Raw genomic sequence first — 16,010 nt, forward strand, 5'->3', positions numbered from 1 at the left:
TGCTGTTCGTACCGGCCATGCCCACTTCTGCTGGTTGTCGTCTGCACACCAGGGGAGAAAGACGCCGTTGACGCGAACACCTGCTCCGATGTACGATTCATTCCTCGTACGACTCCCCGGCGTTCAGCCGGTTGGGCGGCCTAAATGGCCGCCTTTTCCATGTGTGCTCGCAAGCCCCGAACCATCGTGTACGTGGACGGCTTCAACTTCTACTATGGAGTCGTCAAGAACACCGGTTACAAGTGGCTCGATTTCGAACGGTACTTCACACGTCTCCGCGCCAACGACGACATTCGAAGGATCAAGTACTTCACGGCACTTGTAGAACCGGGTGCTCGCCGCGTACGTCAAGAGACCTTCCTGAACGCTCTGCAGACGCGCCCGCTCATCGAGACGATTCTGGGACGCTTCAAACGGAAGCGGGTCAAGTGCATGTACCCCGCTTGCACGACAACCGGGCTCGGCGACCGTGTGTTCGACGTGCCGGAAGAGAAGCGCACGGACGTCAACATCGCCATCCACATGCTCGACGACGCCTATCAAGGCTCGTGCGAGCAGCAGATACTCGTGAGCGGCGATTCTGACCTGGTTCCGGCGCTGCAGATGGTCCGGCACCGCTTCCCGGCCATCGGGACGGTCGTCTATGTCCCAGCGAGAACGCAGACCAGGGTAGAGCTTTCGAGCTCCGAGGAGCGGCCCACCACCACCGAGACCTTCCGCTGACGTTGCTGGCGAAGGCACAATTCCCTGCACTGGTTGCGGACGGTACTGGTGGGTTTATCGAGAAACCAGCCGAGTGGTAGATGCTGCTCGTCTCGGCTGTGGCGTCTGCCGGCGGAGCGCGAACGGAACCGGCGCCGTGCTCGACGATTCCAGCTACTCGGCCAGGGCGATGGCCGGCGCGATACGGGCGGCGCGCAGCGCGGGGGCCAGGCCGGCGAGCAGGATGACCAGCACGATTGTCCCCGTCACGGCGACGAACGTCGCCGGATCGCGCGGCGCCACGCCGAACAGGAACTGCTCGACGAGGCCGGTGAGTGCGAACGTCGCCCCGACGCCGGCCGCGGTTCCGACGCCGGCATGGAGCAGCGTTCTCGACAACACCGTTCCGACAATCGCCGCGCTGCTCGCCCCGAGAGCGATCCGGATGCCGACCTCCCGCGTCCGGCGGGTCACGGCGTACGCGACCGAGCCGTAGACCCCCATGATCGCCAGGACCAGCGCCAGGCCGCCCAGTCCACTCAGCAACGAGGCGCCCATCTGCTGCGGCATCGCGAGGGTCAGAACGCGGTGCTCCAGCGTGGACGCTCCGAGGATCGGCACGCCCGGGTCGAAGGCGCGGATCTCCCGCTGCAGCAGGGAAACGAGGGAACCGGCGTCGCGGGAGGCGCGGCCGATGATGGTTCCGTTGAAGCTGGCGAGTTCGCGATTCTGCGCCCACGGAAGGTAGATGGCGAATCCCCCGACCTCACGGAACCCGCGGTACTTGCCGTCGCTGACGACGCCCACCACCAGCACGTCCTGCAGCGGCATGGAGGTGAAGCGCTCGCCGAGAGGGCTCCGGCCCGGCCAGAGCTGCCGAGCGAGGGATTCATTGACGAGCGCTACCGGCTGCGCCCCCGCGACGTCCCGTTCGCCGATGTCCCGCCCCGACCGCAGCGCCAACCCCACAGTCGGGAGGTACTCCGGACCACAGAAGAAGACATGGGCCATTCGAAGCAGGTGCTGCGTATCCCCGCGAACATCGACCTGCCGAACGCCCGGCGAGTTGCCCGCCAGCGGAAGACCGCCGAAGGTCACGCGCTCGACGCCCGGAACCGCGCCCATCCGAGCGACCAGCGACTCGTAGAAGCTCGCCACCCGCGCTCCCTCGTAGCGCGACGTCGAGAAGTTCACCGACGCATAGAAGATCCGGTCGACATCGACGCCGACGTCCGCCGTCACGGCGGCGCGCAAGCTGCGGACGAACAGCGCCGCCCCGATCACGAGCACGAGGGTCATTGCGACCTGTCCCGCCAACAGCACCGCGCGCATGCGCCCGGCTCCTGCGCGCCCGCCCATCGGGTGCCCCTGCAATACGGGCAGGGCCTCGATGCGCAGGATCTGCAGCGCCGGCATGAGTCCGCAGAGAAGTGCTGTCGCGACAGCCGCAACCAGACCGCAAGCCACCAGCGACCCGGACCACTCGAAGTCCAGCGCGCCAATCGAAACGCCTCCCGGCAGCACGAACCGGCCCACCACCTGCAACAGCCAGACCGAGACCAGCAGGCCGGCGAGCGAACCGCTGCCCGCGAGCAGGAACGTCTCGGTGAGAAAGAGCCGCAGCAGGCGGAACCGGCTCACGCCGAGAGCCACCCGGATCGCGGCCTCCCCCCGCCGGTGCTCGTTCCGCGCCAGCATCAGCCCGGCCAGATTCGCGCACCCCACGAGGAGAACCAGACCGACCACGGCGACGAGCAGGCCGACGAAGCGTTCCGTCTCCGCCCGGGACCGGAACGGCAGGGCCGCCGACGCGGTCGGCACGAGCGTCACCGCTTCGGACTCCTCGGCCGCGGAGCGCGGGGCGGCGAGCACGGTGAGCCCCGCTTCGGCGCGGGCGGCGCTCACTCCCGGTCTCAGCTTTCCGGTGATGAGATCCAAAGCTCGGGCGAGAACCCCAGGCCATCGATCGTGATGACGGTATCGGCAAGGTAGTTCGACGGCGGCAGGACCAGAGGCGCCGCCCGCAGCGGCAGGAAGAGGTCGGCCGGGCGAGTCAGATCCAGGCCGCGAAACCCCCTGGGCAGGACGCCCACCACGGTCGCGTCGCGGTCGCCTGCCCGTACGCGGGCGCCGAGCACGTTCGGGTCCGCGCCGAGCCGCGAACGCCAGAAAGCGTCGGTCAGGACGACGACCGGGTCCGCGCCGAGCCGGTGTTCCGACGTCGCGAAGCCGCGGCCGAGGACCGGCCGCGCGCCCACCACCTCGAAGAACCGCTCCGTCACGAAGCCGGCGGAAACCACGCGGGCGCCGGCCGGCGTGGTCACGCGCGCACCACGGACTCCGCTTCCGGCCACGCCCTCGAACAGCTCCCCGGATGCCTCTCGAATCCGTTCGAACTCCGGGTACACGAACCCGCGGGATACGCCATCCTCGAAGTGCCTCTGCAGCGTGACGGTCCGATCCGGATCCTCCAGCGGGAGCGGCCGCAGCAGCACCGCGTCGAGGAGTGCCAGGACCGCGATCGTCGCCCCCGTGCCGACGCCGAGCGTCAGCACGTTCGCGGCGGTGAACCCGGGGCTGCGCAACAGCGACCGGCATCCGTAGCGGAGATCGGCGAGCACCAGGACCTCTACGATTCATCGCAAGCGCGGCCGGCGCAACGGACGCCGCCGTCGGTCAGAGACGAACCCGACGATCGTCGTCTGCGGCTCCGATTGCCGGCCAGCCGGGCCTGCCGGAAGTCTACGCCGCTTCTGCGGCGCAGAACTCCCGACCTGACCGACCGTCGTTCCCACGCCGGCGGGCACGGCTTCTTCCATACCACCCTGCGACGCGTTCCCCCCGCGTCCGCCGCCGGCCGGCCTATAATCGGCGCTCTCCGTATCGCAACGGACACCTAACACGTTCAACCGGAGGCAACGATGCGCAAGTGGCAGATTCTCGCGTTCGTCGGGTTCACGTTCGGGATCATCGGCAGCGGCTGGGCGATCGCCGAGCAGCAGCGCGCGGCATCCCAGGTCTACGAGCTGCGCGTCTACAAGACGACGCCGGGCAACCGGGAGGCGCTGGCGAACCGCTTCCGCGACCACACGGCGGCGATGTTCGAGCGGGCCGGCATGACGAACGTCGGCTACTGGAACGCGGTGACGGGCGACGACGTCGAGGATACCTTCGTCTACATGCTCGCGTATCCATCCCGCGAGGCGCGCGACGAGATGTGGCGGGAGCTCGCCACCTTCGAGGACTTCCAGGAGATCATCATCGCGGTCGAGCGGGACGAGAACCGCGCGCTGGTCGACAGCATCCGCGCGCGGATCCTGGAGCCGACATCGTACTCTGCGCTGAAGTAGCCCCCGGGCGGGCCGCCAAACGGTAGTCCCGCGTCGTGGGAGTCTGCGCCGCCGAGAGCCTGACGCAGACACAGTGGGACAAGGGTCTGCGCACAGAAACCACGGAGCGCGGACGGTTGCGCTGAACAGATCGCACCCGCGTGGTAACCTTGCAATTACGGATCATCGATCCCGAATTGCAAGGTGATAACCAGATCCCTCGCCGCAATCGTCACCGCCCGCCTCCGCCAGTTTCCCGCCGTCGCCCTGATCGGGCCGCGGCAGGTCGGCAAGACGACCCTGGCGCGCTGGCTGGCCGGGACCGCCGACAGCGTGTACCTCGACCTGGAGGACCCCGCCGACCTGGCGAAGCTTGACGATGCGGCCGGCTACCTGCGCACCCTGCCCCGCGGGCTCGTGGTGATCGACGAAGTGCAGCGCGCGCCCGGGCTGTTCCAACTGCTGCGCGTACTCGTTGACGAACGGATTCGGGCCGGCGAAGCGGCCGGACAGTTCCTCTTGCTCGGATCGGCCGCTCCGGATCTGCTGCGGCAGTCCGGCGAGAGCCTGGCGGGACGCATCGCGTACCTCGAGCTCTCCCCCCTGGACGTTCGCGAAACGGGCGGCGACCTCGCATCGCGGTTGTGGGTTCGCGGCGGATTCCCCCCGAGCTTGCTGGCGGAGAGTGACTGGGCGAGTGCCGAGTGGCGGGAGCAGTTCATTCGCACCTACCTGGAGCGGGACGTCCCGCAGTTGGGGCCGCGCGTGCCGTCCGAGACGCTGCGGCGGCTCTGGACCATGCTCGCGCACGGACAGGGAAGCCTGCTGAACCTGGCCGCCCTTGCACGCTCGTTGGCCATCGACGGCAAGACCGTGGCGCGATACGTCGACCTGCTGGCCGACTTGTTCCTGGTGCGCCGCCTGCCGCCCTTCCACGCCAACGTCCGCAAACGGCTCGTCAAGTCCCCGAAGGTCTACGTGCGCGACAGCGGCCTCGTGCACGCGTTGCTCCGCCTCGACGACAAGGACAGCGTGCTCGGTCATCCGGTCGCCGGCGCAAGCTGGGAGGGCTTCGTGCTGGAAACACTGATCCGGGCGGCCCCCGCCCGGGCGCGCGCCAGCTTCTATGGCACGGCGACGGGCGTGGAGATCGATCTGCTGCTCGAGCTGCCGGACAATCGACTCTGGGCGATCGAGATCAAGCGGGGAACCGCCCCCAGGGTCGAGAAGGGTCTGCGGATCGCAATGGACGATCTGCAGCCGGACAGGACGTTCATCGTCTATTCCGGCGACGAGCGCTACCCACAGGCCGGCGGCATCGAGGTGATCGGACTCACGGCCATCGCCGACGCGCTGGCAAAACTCGATCCAACGCAGGGGACATGAAGATTCCCTCTCATGGCCAGTTGCCGGACCTGCCTGTCGGGTAGTTCGATGGTCATTCGCATGGCGCGCGTCGGTGCAGGACGACGAGTCTTGCACTCCGGCGCTGCTTGCGGCAAACCTCCGGCCTGCCCTCGCAAAGAGAGCACTCCTATAATGTGAGGCTCTGCGCTTGGCGGCCCGCCTCATCACCCGGCGGGAACGCTGACGCGCGCGGCGGATGGAGGGGCTCATGAGTGCGGAACGACTGGCAGTGGCAGGGCCGCGGGCTTGGCAGGTGTGGCTCCGCACGATCCTCGGGGCGGTGGCGGCCAATCTCGTCCTGCGCGCGGCGGCGCTTGCCGTCTTCGACATTCCACCCGAGTTCGAGCCGTTGGCGACCGCAGGGCCGACGGCGTTTCTGACGGTTGTGGGCGTCGCGGCGGGGCTGGGTGTAGCCCTCGCTGTCGACCACAGGTCCGAGCGTCCGGTCCCCTTGTTCCGCCGGATCGTTCTCGTCGCCCTGCTGCTCTCTTTCATCCCGGACCTGTGGATGCTCACCGACGGCGGAGGTGAGGCGAATCCGGGCGCCACCGTTCCCGCCGTGGTGGTCCTGATGCTGCAGCACGTGGCGGCCGCCGCCGTCGTGCTGTGGGGCGTGGAGCGATGAACCTCACCGACCGAAGCAGCGGCCTCGCACGGCCCGCAACGAACGCGGAGACGAAGGAAATGGCAGACAGCAGGACGGCACGCATTTCTCAGCGGCGGCACATCGGCGCCCTCGTTTTCATAGCGGCGCTCGCCTGGGCCGGCACGGCCCCGGCGCAGCAGGGCGTGAGCGGCGAATGGCGCGTCCACGGCGGCGACGCCGGCTACACGCGCTACGCGGCGCTGGACCAGATCGACGCGGGGACGGTGGGCGACCTGCAGATTGTCTGGCGGCGCGAGGCGGTCGACCCGTCGCTGCGGGAGCGCTGGCCGGAGCTGCGCTACTCGAACCAGCTCCGCTCGACGCCGATCATGGTCGACGGCGTGCTGTACGCCTCGAACGGCATCGGCCTGGTGGAAGCCTTCGACCCGGGCACGGGCGAGACCCTCTGGGTGCAGGATGCGGCCTTCCTGGGCGCGGAGACGCCGCGCGGCGCGCCGAACCGAGGCGTCGCCTGGTGGGAATCGGAGGATGAACGGCGGCTCTTCGCTATCCGTCCGCCGTACCTGATGGCGGTCGACGCCGGGACGGGCGAGTTGATCGACTCTTTCGGGGAAGCGGGACTGGTCGACCTGACCTACGACGCCGAGACCGGCTATTCGGGCACGTCGCCGCCGATGGTGGTCAAGGACGTCGTGATCCTCGGCAGCGCGATGGCGGACCATCCGTTCACGATGGAGCAGCACCCGGGCGACGTCCGCGCCTACGACGTGCGCACCGGCGCGCTGCGCTGGACGTGGAGCCCCATCCCGCGGGCCGGAGAGCCGGGCGTGGAGACGTGGCTCGACGACTCGTGGGAGTACTCCGGGATGTCGAACGTCTGGACGATGTTCAGCGCCGACCTCGAGCTCGGCTACGTGTATCTGCCGACCGGGGCCCCGACCAACGACATGTACGGCGGCCACCGCCCCGGCAACAACCTCTACGCGAACAGCCTCGTCTGCGTCGACGCCGAAACCGGCGAGCGGGTCTGGCACTTCCAGATGGTGCACCACGACCTGTGGGACTACGATAACAACGTCGCGCCGATCCTGATGGACGTCACCGTCGACGGCCGCGAGATCAAGGCGGTGGTCCAGCTTACCAAGCAGGCGATGGCCTACACCTTCGACCGCGTGACCGGCGAGCCGGTCTGGCCGATCGTCGAGCGCGAGGTGCCCGGCTCGAACACGCCGGGCGAGTGGATCTCGCCGACGCAGCCGTTCCCGACCAGGCCGCTCCCCTTCGACCGCCACGGCATCGGCATCGACGACCTGATCGACTTCACGCCGGAGCTGCGCGCCGAGGCGATCGAGATCGTCGAGCCGTACATCCTGGGGGAGATCTTCACCCCGCCCTCCATCCGCGGCGAGGATGCGACCGACACGAAGGGAACCCTGCAGCTACCCGGTTCCGTAGGCGGGGCCGAGTGGGGCGGGGCCGGGTTCGACCCCGAGACCGGCATGCTCTACGTGCCATCGGTCACCGGCGCGTTCGCGGCCGACCTGACGCCCGGCAACCCGGACCGCATGAACGTGCGCTACACGCGGGGCACCCGCGCGTTCCCGAACGGGCCGGAGGGACTGCCGCTGACCAAGCCCCCCTACGGCCGGATCACCGCCATCGACATGAACACCGGCGAGCACGTCTGGATGGTCCCCAACGGCGACGGGCCGCGGAACCATCCGGCCATCGCCCACCTCGATCTGCCGCCGCTCGGGCAACCGGGCCGCTCGATGACCCTGCTCACGAAGACGCTGCTCTTCGTCAGCGAGGGCGACCCGGTCATGGTCCGCACCCCGCCGGGCGCGGGTCCCGACGCGGGCCGCAAGTTCCGGGCGTTCGACAAGGAATCGGGCGACGTGGTCTGGGAGACGGAGTTCCCGGCGGGCACCAACGGCTCGCCGATCACCTATATGCACGAGGGCCGGCAGTACATCGTCCTGCCGATCGGGTCGTTGCGGCACCCCGGCGAGTGGGTCGCGCTGGCGCTGCCGTAGGAGTCGGCCGCGTTCTCGTCCGTCACGGCTGTTTCAGGCGGAGGAACCGCTCCCACGCGGCGCGCGGCGAGCACACGGTTACGGGCCCTCGGCACCTCGGCGGGAAATGCCTGACGTTCCCGGTGACCAACGTGCGCTCGGGCACCCGAAGGGCGACCTCGAGGAACATGGTGTCGTCCTCGTCGGGCGGCGCGGCGTGCATCCAGGGTGGAGCCGAAACGTGCTCCTGGAATTGCACGATCGCCAGAAACGCTTCGCGACGGGACGAGTCGATGCCAAGGCGGGAGCGTGCCAGAACATCCCGATACTCGGCCTCGATGCGGTCGTCCGTTGCGATCCGCAGGCGTCCGCTCTCCACAAGATCGACGAGCCGGCCGGGTGGCCCGAAGGGCGACAGTAGCCCCGAAACCAGCACGTTGGTGTCGAGCACCCACGTGGGTGCATCACTCACCGTGAGATCTCTGCCTGCGCGCACGCCTCGACGCCTTGATCTCGCGATCGATGTCGGCGCCCGTGAGATTCGCGGTACCCGTTTCCGCAGCGCGCGCTCGAATCTGCCGGACGGCCTTGCGTGCCCGTGCGAAGACGATTTCGCGAACGTCCTCGATCAGCGTGGCGTCGCTGGTAGGGACCATGATGCTGCGAGGGACCCCGTCCTTCGTGATGATGATGGCGCCTTCCTTCTCCAGATCGGCCCAAACCCTGCCGGGGCTCGCTGCCAGCACTCGAGATGCGATCGTCTTCATGCACTACGATTATACGATGAACTGTTGTGCACGCATCGGCACCATTACGTCCCGTACAACCGAAAGCCAGCCGCCGCGAAGTGGCGGTCGAACGCGAGTGCTTCGTCGATTTGGCACCGGCGCATCACGAGAAAGCTCACCTGATCGACGAGACCGACACTCCGTGGCGCGCCGCGAAGCGCAGCAACGGCCGAGGCGTGCAGCGACTCGTCCACCCACTCGATCTCGAACGCCCGCGCTTCGGACGCGAAGGCGAGCGCCGCATCCCGGCCGAGGCGATGTTGCAGCAGCGCCATCGATCGGAGAGCACGTAGCTGTGGGTCAGGACCCGGCGCCGGGCCCGGAGCAGTGCGTCGAACCTTCGCCGCGCGTCGTGATGGTTCAGGTCGCGAGCGCTCGCCAGTGCGAATACCGCCGACGAATCGATGAAGATCATGTCTCGTCAGACTCATCCCCGCGACTGGCGATGGCCTCGGCAAGCCACTTGTCGTGATCGACCGACACCGGCAGATCCTCGGGCGGCTGCGGATCGACACCCATGCCGACGAAGGTGAAGTCCTCGATGGTCCTCTGCGGCTTCTGCGACGGGCTGGCCGTTCCGAAAGCCTCTGACAGCGTCTCGCGGACCACCGACGCCATCGAGCGGCCCCGTTCGTAGGCTCGTCGTCGAACCGCTTCGTAGGTGGCGTCGTCGAGTTGAATCTGTGTGCGTCTCATGCGCGCGCCTCCCACCTCATGATCTTCCGTACGCTCACTACAGCATGACAGCATGCGCTGGGTGCGCGGGCAAGCGTGGACGTTGTGTAGTACGTTGAATCGAGCGCCTAGTCGAGAGGGAGGAGTACGGCATGTCACCCACGCTGATTCGCCCAGTTTCGGTGCTGTTCTTCGTGCTGGCAGCAGGTCAGCCGGCCGGTGCGCAGGACGAGAACGGCGGTCGGTGGGACGGTTCGCCACATTCCGTTGCCGATCACGTGGCACCGCAGTTCCCCGCCTACGAGCGCGTGATTCCGAGAAGTAGCGATCCCGACGACGCGAATCGGGAGCCGGACTTCCGGATACTGGCCACTACCCGCGTGTCCACCATGGAGCGGGAGCTCAACGAAGCGGCAGCCGAGGGCTTCCGCCTAGTGGTCGTCGGCGACGACATCGATTCCGGCGAGGGCCTGGTCGACGAGATCTTCGCGCTCGTGCTCGGTGATACACGACCGGGCAGGTTCAGCTATCGGCTCGTAACTCTGAAGGACCTGACGACGATGGAAGCGGAGCGTGCCCGGGCGCTCACCGCGGCGGCCGCGGAGGGCTTCCGCTACCGCGGACTGGTGCAGGCGCCGCTGGGAGGACACGCCGTGGTGGTCCTGGAGCGCGACGCCGACACGGCGATTGTTCCTCTCGAGTATCTGGTAATCGCGACGACGCGGCTGTCGACTCTCGAGCGGGAAATCGAGGAGGCTGCAAGTCTCGGCTACCGCGTCATGGCCCTCACGATGAACGGCGGGGGCGCATTCGACAGCAACGACAGGATTGCCGTGCTGACCCGTCCCCACTCCGCCGACGCACCGGCGGGACCGTAGCGGCTACTGCTCGACCACCGGCTCCCGCGCGCCGAGGGCGCGCAGGAGCTCCGCGGTGCTCTCGGAGGGGGCGTTGGCGTTGCCGTACTCGACCAGGTAGAGCGGCGTGCGGCCGCGGTTGTCCTCGGCGTTGACGTCGGCGCCCTGGTCGACGAGGAGCTGGATGACCCCGTCCTCCCACATCGCGGCCGCCCCGTGGAGGGCGGTGGTGCCTGCCGGTGTGACCGCCGCGACGTCGGCGCCCAGCTCGATGAGCAGCGCCACGGTCTCGATGACCCGGTGGTCAGCCGGGCGGCGCGCGTCGTTCTCACCGAGCCCGGCGGCGACCATGAGCGGCGTGGTGCCGAACGCGTTCGGAACAAACGGATCGGCCCCGGCATCGAGCAGCAACCGCATCATCTCCAGGTTCGCGGCGCGGGCAGCGAGCCAGAACGGGGTGGCCCCCTTGTACGGCCTGCGCGAGATGTAGTCGCCGCGCAGGGCGGCCACGGGATTGGTGAAACGGGCGTCGATGTCGGCGCCCGCTTCGATCAGAGCCCCCGCGAGCCGCGGCCTGTTGGTCTCGACCGCCGCATGCAGGGAGGTGCGGCCAAGCCGGTCCGCGGCGGCCACGTCCGCGCCCCGCTCGATGAGATAGAGCGCCGTCTCCTCGTGACCGCTGGCGTACGGGATGATCCGCCAGTCGATGCCGGCCAGCGCGTCCGTGCTGCGGCTGGCGACGAGTAGCGGCGTGCTGCCGTCGATGGCCCGCGCCTCCAGATCGGCGCCTGCCTCCAGCAGGAGCTGCACTGTCTCCAGGTCACCGGCGCGGGCCGCGAACATCAACGCCGTGAACCGGCCGGTCGTCCGGGCTCGCACGCCTCCCCCGGACTCCAGCAGCCGGCGCGCCACGTCGGAATGCCCGCCCGCGGCGGCCCACATCAGCGCGGTCTGGCCCCGCTCGTGCTCGGCGAGCCGTGCGTCGGCGCCGCGCTCCAGCAACCGGGCGACGATGGTCCCCAGCCCGTGCCGTGCCGCCGTCATGAGCATCGTCTCGCCGGTAGTGAGACTGGCGTTCGGATCGGCGCCGGCCTCGATGAGCCGCAACGCGACATCGACGTTCGCGCTGTCGAGCGCGATCCAGAGGGGCGGCACGCCGAGATCGTTGAGGGCGTCGACTTCGGCGCCAGCCGCGATCAGCCGGCCGGCCGTCTCCGCTTCGTTCCAGTGCGCGGCCCAGTGCAGCGCCGTGGCGCCGTCCGGCTGGGTTGCCGTGACATCCGCGCCCGCGTCCGCCAGCGCGCTCACCGCTTCCCAGTCCTGGCGCTCGGCCGCCTCGACGACGCGGAGGCCATCATCGGCGCCCGCCGCCGGCGCCGGGACACCGTAGACTGCAAGAAGGAAGAGAGCGGCCAGGAATCCGGCCCTGACGTGGCTGCGCATCAGATCTGTCTCCGTTTCCAAGTGCGGGCCGCGACGGCCAGGAACCAGACGGACGCGACCGCGACCATCGCCCACTCCAGCAGGAAACTCGGCTCGACGCCGGTCGTGATGTCGTCGAGGGCCAGGAGCACCAGCAGCGCCACCAGGCACGTGACGACTCGGCCGGCGTACCTCCGCAAGCGAGCCGGCGTCTCCGCGGAGACCGGATCGCTCATCGTCATGCTCCTCCGCTGCGCGCCCGCAGGCATCCGAACCCCGCACCGCTCGTCGACGCGGCGCGGGGACTCCGGCGCGGAACGCTAGACGCCCGACAGCTCCTTCAACTCCCCGGTGCTGTCGCCGATCGTCTCCGGATGCACGCCCAGCTTCCCGAGCACGCTCACAAACAGGTTCGTCACGGGCGGATCGTCGTGGTAGCTGAAGTGGCGCCCACCCTTGAGCGTCCCCGAGCCGCCGCCCGCCAACACCATCGGCAACTTGTGGTGGTTGTGCGTGTTGCCGTTGCTCATCCCGGCCCCGTACATCACCATGGCGTGGTCGAGCAGCGAGCCGTCGCCGTCCTCGGTCGCGTCGAGACGCCCGAGGTAGTACGAGAACAGCTCGGCGTGATAGGTGTTCACCCGGATCAGCTTCTGGACCTTGTCCTGGTCGCCGCCGTGGTGCGACAGCGGGTGGTGGGCGTCCGAGACGTCGATCTCCGGGTACGCCCGGTTGCTCGTCTCGTGGGCCACCATGAAGGTGATGATCCGCGTCAGGTCGGCCTGGTAGGCCAGCACCTGCAGGTCGTACATCAGCTTCGCGTGCTCGCCGAACGTGCCGGGGATGCCGGCCGGCTGCTCCATGGCCACCGACAGGTCGGTCAGCCCCTGCTGCTCGGCCATCCGGATGCGGCGCTCGACGTCGCGAATGGCCTCGGTGTACTCGTCGAGCTTGCCGCGGTCGCGCGCGCCGAGCGAGCTGCGCAGCCGCGCGAGCTTGTCGGCGACGGCGTCGAGGATGGTGCCGTCCTCCTCCATCCGCGCCAGCCTTGCCGCCGCGTCCGTGGTGCCGCTGCCGCCGAACAGCCGCTCGAAGACCACCCGCGGGTTGTTCTCCATCGGGAGCGGCGTCGTGTCGCCCAGCCAGTTCAGCGTGTTGGCGTAGACGCAACTGTAGCCGGGGTCGCAGGCGCCGAGCGGCTCCTTCGAGTCGAGCGACAGCTCCAGGGAGGCGAGCTGCGTCTCCGTCTCGAGCACGCGCGCCGCGATCTGGTCCATCGAGATGCCGGCGCGGATGTCGGCGCCCGCCGTCTTCTTGGGATGGACGCCGGTCAGGAACGCGCCGGCCGCCCGCGCGTGGTCGCCGGCCCCCTCCCCGGGGAGCGCGTCGCCGTGCTTGTTGGCGAGGCCGCTCAGCACGGTCAGGCGGTCGCGGTACGGCGAGAGGGACTGCATCACCGGCTTGATGTCGAACTTCGTCCCGGTCGCATCGGGCGTCCACTGCTCCATGACGATGCCGTTCGGAACATAGACCACCCCGAGCCGCTTGACCGGCGCGGCGGCCGACAGGCGTAGCGGCGTGAACGCCGGGACCATGCCGTCGAGCAGCGGCAGCGCCAGCGTCGCGCCGACTCCGCGCAGGAACGTCCGTCGTGGCAGATGCGTCTTGGTGATGATCATTGCTCTCGCGCCTTCCTCATCTGAAACGGCGTGCTCTCGACGATGCCGAGGATCAGAGACGACCAGCGGTAGTCGTCCGCCTCGGCCTGCCGCACGATGCGCCGGATCCACGGGAGGTCGTAGTACTCCACCCCGCGGCCGAGCCCATAGGTCAACAACTTCTCGGTGACGGTGCCGACGAACTCCTCGCGGTTGGCGAGCAGCATCTCGCGCACGCTCGCCGGCCCGTTCAGCTCCCGCCCGCTGGGCAGCGTGCCCGAGGTCTGCTCCAACGGCAACTCCCGATAGCCGCCGATGGCGTCGAACCCCTCGAGCGCGAAGCCGAGCGGGTCCATCCGAACGTGGCAGCTCGCGCAGACCGGATCGGTCCGGTGCCGCTCCATCCGCTCGCGGACCGACCGGGGGCGGCTCTCCGGATCCGACGGATCGGCCACCGAATCCGAATCTTCCAACCCCGGCACGTCCGCCGGCGGGGGAGGCGGCGGCGCGCCGAGCAGGTTCTCCAGCACCCAGACCCCCCGTTTCACCGGCGACGTCCGGTTGGCGTAGGAGGTCGCGGTCAGCACGCTGCCCTGGCCCAGGATGCCGCGGCGCCGCTCGTCCGGCAGCGTGACCCGCCGGAAGTGGTTCCCCTCGACGTCGGGGATGCCGTAGTGCTTCGCCAGGCGCTCGTTGGCGAAGGTGTAATCGGAGGTCAGCACCTCGATGACGCTGCGGTCTTCCTTGATCTGGCTCTCGAACCACAGCTCGGTCTCGCGCGTGAACGCCTCGCGCAGGTTGCCGTCGAACTCGGGGAACGCGACCGGGTCCGGCTTGACCGACCGCATGTTCCGCAGGAACAGCCACTGGCCGGCGAAATTGTCGACCAGGGCGTCGGCCTTCGGATCGGCCAGCATGCGCCGCACCTGCGCTCCCAGCACGCCCTCGTCCCGGAGCACCCCGCGCGCCGCCGCGTCCAGCAGCTCGTCGTCCGGAATGCTGCTCCAGAGGAAGAACGACAGGCGGGAGGCCAGCTCCAGGTCCGAGATGCGGTACGGCTCGCCGGGCGCGGCCGCCGCCGGATCCTGCTCGATGCGGAACAGGAACTCCGGGTCGACCAGGATGGCCCGCAACGCGAACTCGACGCCCGACTCGAAGCCGCCCTTCGCGTGTCCCACGTCGTAGAACGCCATCAGGGCGGCGACGTCGTCGTCCGTGACCGGCCGCCGGAACGCGCGACGGGCCAGCGTGGCCAGAATCTCCTCCGCGCAGGCCGGCTCTGCCGACGCGTTGTCCGGCGCGCAGGTGAAGATGCGCTCGCGGCTCGGCGTGGCTGCGTCAACCGCCGCCGTGGCGCCGTTGAACGGCCCCTCGATCTCGACGATCCAGACTGCCATCGGCGCGTCGCGGTCCCCCGCATAGTGGTAGGTCTCGGCCGCGCTCACCGGCTCGAGGACCCCCTCCGGCAGTGCGCTCCGACGCAGGAACGACAGCGCCACCTCGCGCATCCCCGCCTGCACCGGCATCCGGAACCGCAGGTCGGAGTCGGCGTTGCGCTCGTAGGGGGTCAGGTTGAAGACCGCGTTCCAGGCCTCGCGCTGCCCGTCGGCGCCGATCTCGAAGCGGGCGACGCGGGCGCGGTCGAGCCGCACCTCCAACGTGTTGCGGCGCTGCAGCCCCTTGATGGCGTCGCCGTGCGTCCGCTCCAGCGTGACCCTGATCTCGTACTCTCCGTCGACCGGAAAGTAGTGCCGGGTCGCAAACCCGCCGCGGCTGCCGAACGGGTGCATCTCGCTCATCCGCGCGTGCTGCATCAGCACCGGCGACGTGGTGTAGACCGCGGTGGTCGACCGGATGGACGGGTCGCCTACAGCCGTCTCGGCGATCTTGCCGGCCGCAAGCATGTAGCGTTCGAGCAGGGCCGGCGACAGCGACAGGACGTCGGCGATGTTGTCGAAGCCGTAGCTCAGATCGTCGGCCGGCAGCAGCTCGCGGCCATCGATCTCCAGGGCCAGCAGATCGCGGATGGCATTGGTGTACTCCGTCCGGTTCAATCGGTGCACGGTCTCGGTGCCCGGGTTCAGGTCGGCAGCGGCGTCACGGTCGAGCCCCGCCTCGATCCATTCGACGAACCCGCCGTACGTCGCGTCGTCCGGACGCGGCCGACGCGGCGGCGGCATCTCCCGCGCCCGCAGCTTGCGGATCACTTTCTCCCAGACTTCCGCGCCCTCGCCCACGTGGACCATGTCGAGCGACTCGAGCGTCAGCCCGGCCGTCCGCAGGCGATCGTTGTGGCAGGTGGTGCAGTACCGATCCAGGACGGCTCGGTACTCGGCGCTTCCGGCGGCGTGCGTCGCGGACGCTTCCGCGGGAACCTCGGGCGGCTGACCGGCGGCATGCGCCGCGGGTGGCGCAACGAACAGAACGGCCAGCGCGACGACCGCCGCCGATACGGACAAACGTCGGAAAATCGCGAGCACTGGACGCCTCACTCTCGATATGGCGGCGAGATCAGCCCCAAAGTATCCGTGCATTATCCGAATCAACCGC

General features: G+C 69.0%; 16 protein-coding genes. 6 read left to right on the forward strand and 10 right to left on the reverse strand.

Translation table 11 applies throughout. The features are described 5' to 3' along the window. The first annotated feature begins 144 nt into the window (after positions 1-144). The gene (locus F4X11_16660; GenBank protein ID MYN66636.1) at positions 145-723 is read left to right on the forward strand and encodes an NYN domain-containing protein; all 579 of its coding nucleotides are present in this window, start codon (positions 145-147) and stop codon (positions 721-723) included. 153 nt (positions 724-876) lie between these two features. Here F4X11_16660 and F4X11_16665 read toward each other — a convergent pair whose 3' ends face one another. Both F4X11_16665 and F4X11_16670 read right to left on the reverse strand, forming a co-directional pair. Then, positions 877-2,640 carry an FtsX-like permease family protein gene (locus F4X11_16665; GenBank protein MYN66637.1) on the reverse strand — a complete coding sequence of 588 codons (1,764 nt, stop codon included), beginning with the start codon at positions 2,638-2,640 and terminating at the stop codon, positions 877-879. Continuing rightward, the gene (locus F4X11_16670) at positions 2,616-3,338 is read right to left on the reverse strand and encodes a hypothetical protein (protein MYN66638.1); all 723 of its coding nucleotides are present in this window, start codon (positions 3,336-3,338) and stop codon (positions 2,616-2,618) included. The genes F4X11_16665 and F4X11_16670 overlap by 25 nt, the downstream gene beginning before the upstream one ends. Positions 3,339-3,623: 285 nt before the next feature. Between F4X11_16670 and F4X11_16675 the strand changes: the two genes are divergently transcribed. The 4 genes from F4X11_16675 (at position 3,624) to F4X11_16690 (ending at position 8,081) form a co-directional block, all read left to right on the forward strand. Next, positions 3,624-4,052: an NIPSNAP family protein gene (locus F4X11_16675; GenBank protein ID MYN66639.1), complete on the forward strand. Its 429-nt coding sequence runs from the start codon at positions 3,624-3,626 to the stop codon at positions 4,050-4,052. A gap of 183 nt (positions 4,053-4,235) precedes the next feature. After that, positions 4,236-5,417 carry an ATP-binding protein gene (locus F4X11_16680; protein ID MYN66640.1) on the forward strand — a complete coding sequence of 394 codons (1,182 nt, stop codon included), beginning with the start codon at positions 4,236-4,238 and terminating at the stop codon, positions 5,415-5,417. A gap of 229 nt (positions 5,418-5,646) precedes the next feature. Next, positions 5,647-6,063 (forward strand): hypothetical protein, encoded by a 417-nt coding sequence (locus F4X11_16685; protein ID MYN66641.1) that lies wholly within the window; start codon positions 5,647-5,649, stop codon positions 6,061-6,063. After that, positions 6,060-8,081 (forward strand): PQQ-binding-like beta-propeller repeat protein, encoded by a 2,022-nt coding sequence (locus F4X11_16690; protein MYN66642.1) that lies wholly within the window; start codon positions 6,060-6,062, stop codon positions 8,079-8,081. Before F4X11_16685 ends, F4X11_16690 begins: the two co-directional genes overlap by 4 nt. Positions 8,082-8,103: 22 nt before the next feature. On the opposite strand, the gene F4X11_16695 is transcribed toward F4X11_16690, so the two are convergent. The 4 genes from F4X11_16695 to F4X11_16710 form a co-directional block, all read right to left on the reverse strand. Beyond that, positions 8,104-8,622 carry a putative toxin-antitoxin system toxin component, PIN family gene (locus tag F4X11_16695; protein MYN66643.1) on the reverse strand — a complete coding sequence of 173 codons (519 nt, stop codon included), beginning with the start codon at positions 8,620-8,622 and terminating at the stop codon, positions 8,104-8,106. Beyond that, the gene (locus F4X11_16700) at positions 8,525-8,827 is read right to left on the reverse strand and encodes a hypothetical protein (protein MYN66644.1); all 303 of its coding nucleotides are present in this window, start codon (positions 8,825-8,827) and stop codon (positions 8,525-8,527) included. The genes F4X11_16695 and F4X11_16700 overlap by 98 nt, the downstream gene beginning before the upstream one ends. 44 nt (positions 8,828-8,871) lie before the next feature. After that, a complete protein-coding gene (locus tag F4X11_16705; GenBank protein MYN66645.1) occupies positions 8,872-9,123 on the reverse strand; it encodes a VapC toxin family PIN domain ribonuclease in 252 nt (83 codons plus the stop codon). Positions 9,124-9,259: 136 nt separating this feature from the next. Next, on the reverse strand, positions 9,260-9,544 hold the full coding sequence (locus F4X11_16710) for a ribbon-helix-helix protein, CopG family (protein MYN66646.1): 285 nt from the start codon (positions 9,542-9,544) through the stop codon (positions 9,260-9,262). Positions 9,545-9,675: 131 nt separating this feature from the next. Between F4X11_16710 and F4X11_16715 the strand changes: the two genes are divergently transcribed. Then, positions 9,676-10,401, forward strand: coding sequence for a hypothetical protein (locus F4X11_16715; protein ID MYN66647.1), 726 nt, complete (start codon positions 9,676-9,678; stop codon positions 10,399-10,401). A 3-nt stretch (positions 10,402-10,404) separates the two neighbouring features. Here F4X11_16715 and F4X11_16720 read toward each other — a convergent pair whose 3' ends face one another. The 4 genes from F4X11_16720 to F4X11_16735 all read right to left on the reverse strand — a co-directional run bounded on the left by F4X11_16720 (position 10,405) and on the right by F4X11_16735 (position 15,994). Beyond that, positions 10,405-11,823, reverse strand: coding sequence for a hypothetical protein (locus F4X11_16720; protein MYN66648.1), 1,419 nt, complete (start codon positions 11,821-11,823; stop codon positions 10,405-10,407). Continuing rightward, positions 11,823-12,038 (reverse strand): hypothetical protein, encoded by a 216-nt coding sequence (locus tag F4X11_16725; GenBank protein MYN66649.1) that lies wholly within the window; start codon positions 12,036-12,038, stop codon positions 11,823-11,825. The genes F4X11_16720 and F4X11_16725 overlap by 1 nt, the downstream gene beginning before the upstream one ends. A gap of 84 nt (positions 12,039-12,122) precedes the next feature. Further along, positions 12,123-13,481: a DUF1552 domain-containing protein gene (locus F4X11_16730; protein MYN66650.1), complete on the reverse strand. Its 1,359-nt coding sequence runs from the start codon at positions 13,479-13,481 to the stop codon at positions 12,123-12,125. Beyond that, entirely contained in the window at positions 13,478-15,994 is a 2,517-nt protein-coding gene (locus F4X11_16735; GenBank protein ID MYN66651.1) for a DUF1592 domain-containing protein, read from the reverse strand. Before F4X11_16735 ends, F4X11_16730 begins: the two co-directional genes overlap by 4 nt. Positions 15,995-16,010 lie beyond the last annotated feature (16 nt).

This window comes from Acidobacteriota bacterium (genome assembly GCA_009861545.1).
GTDB lineage: Bacteria > Acidobacteriota > Vicinamibacteria > Vicinamibacterales > UBA8438 > WTFV01.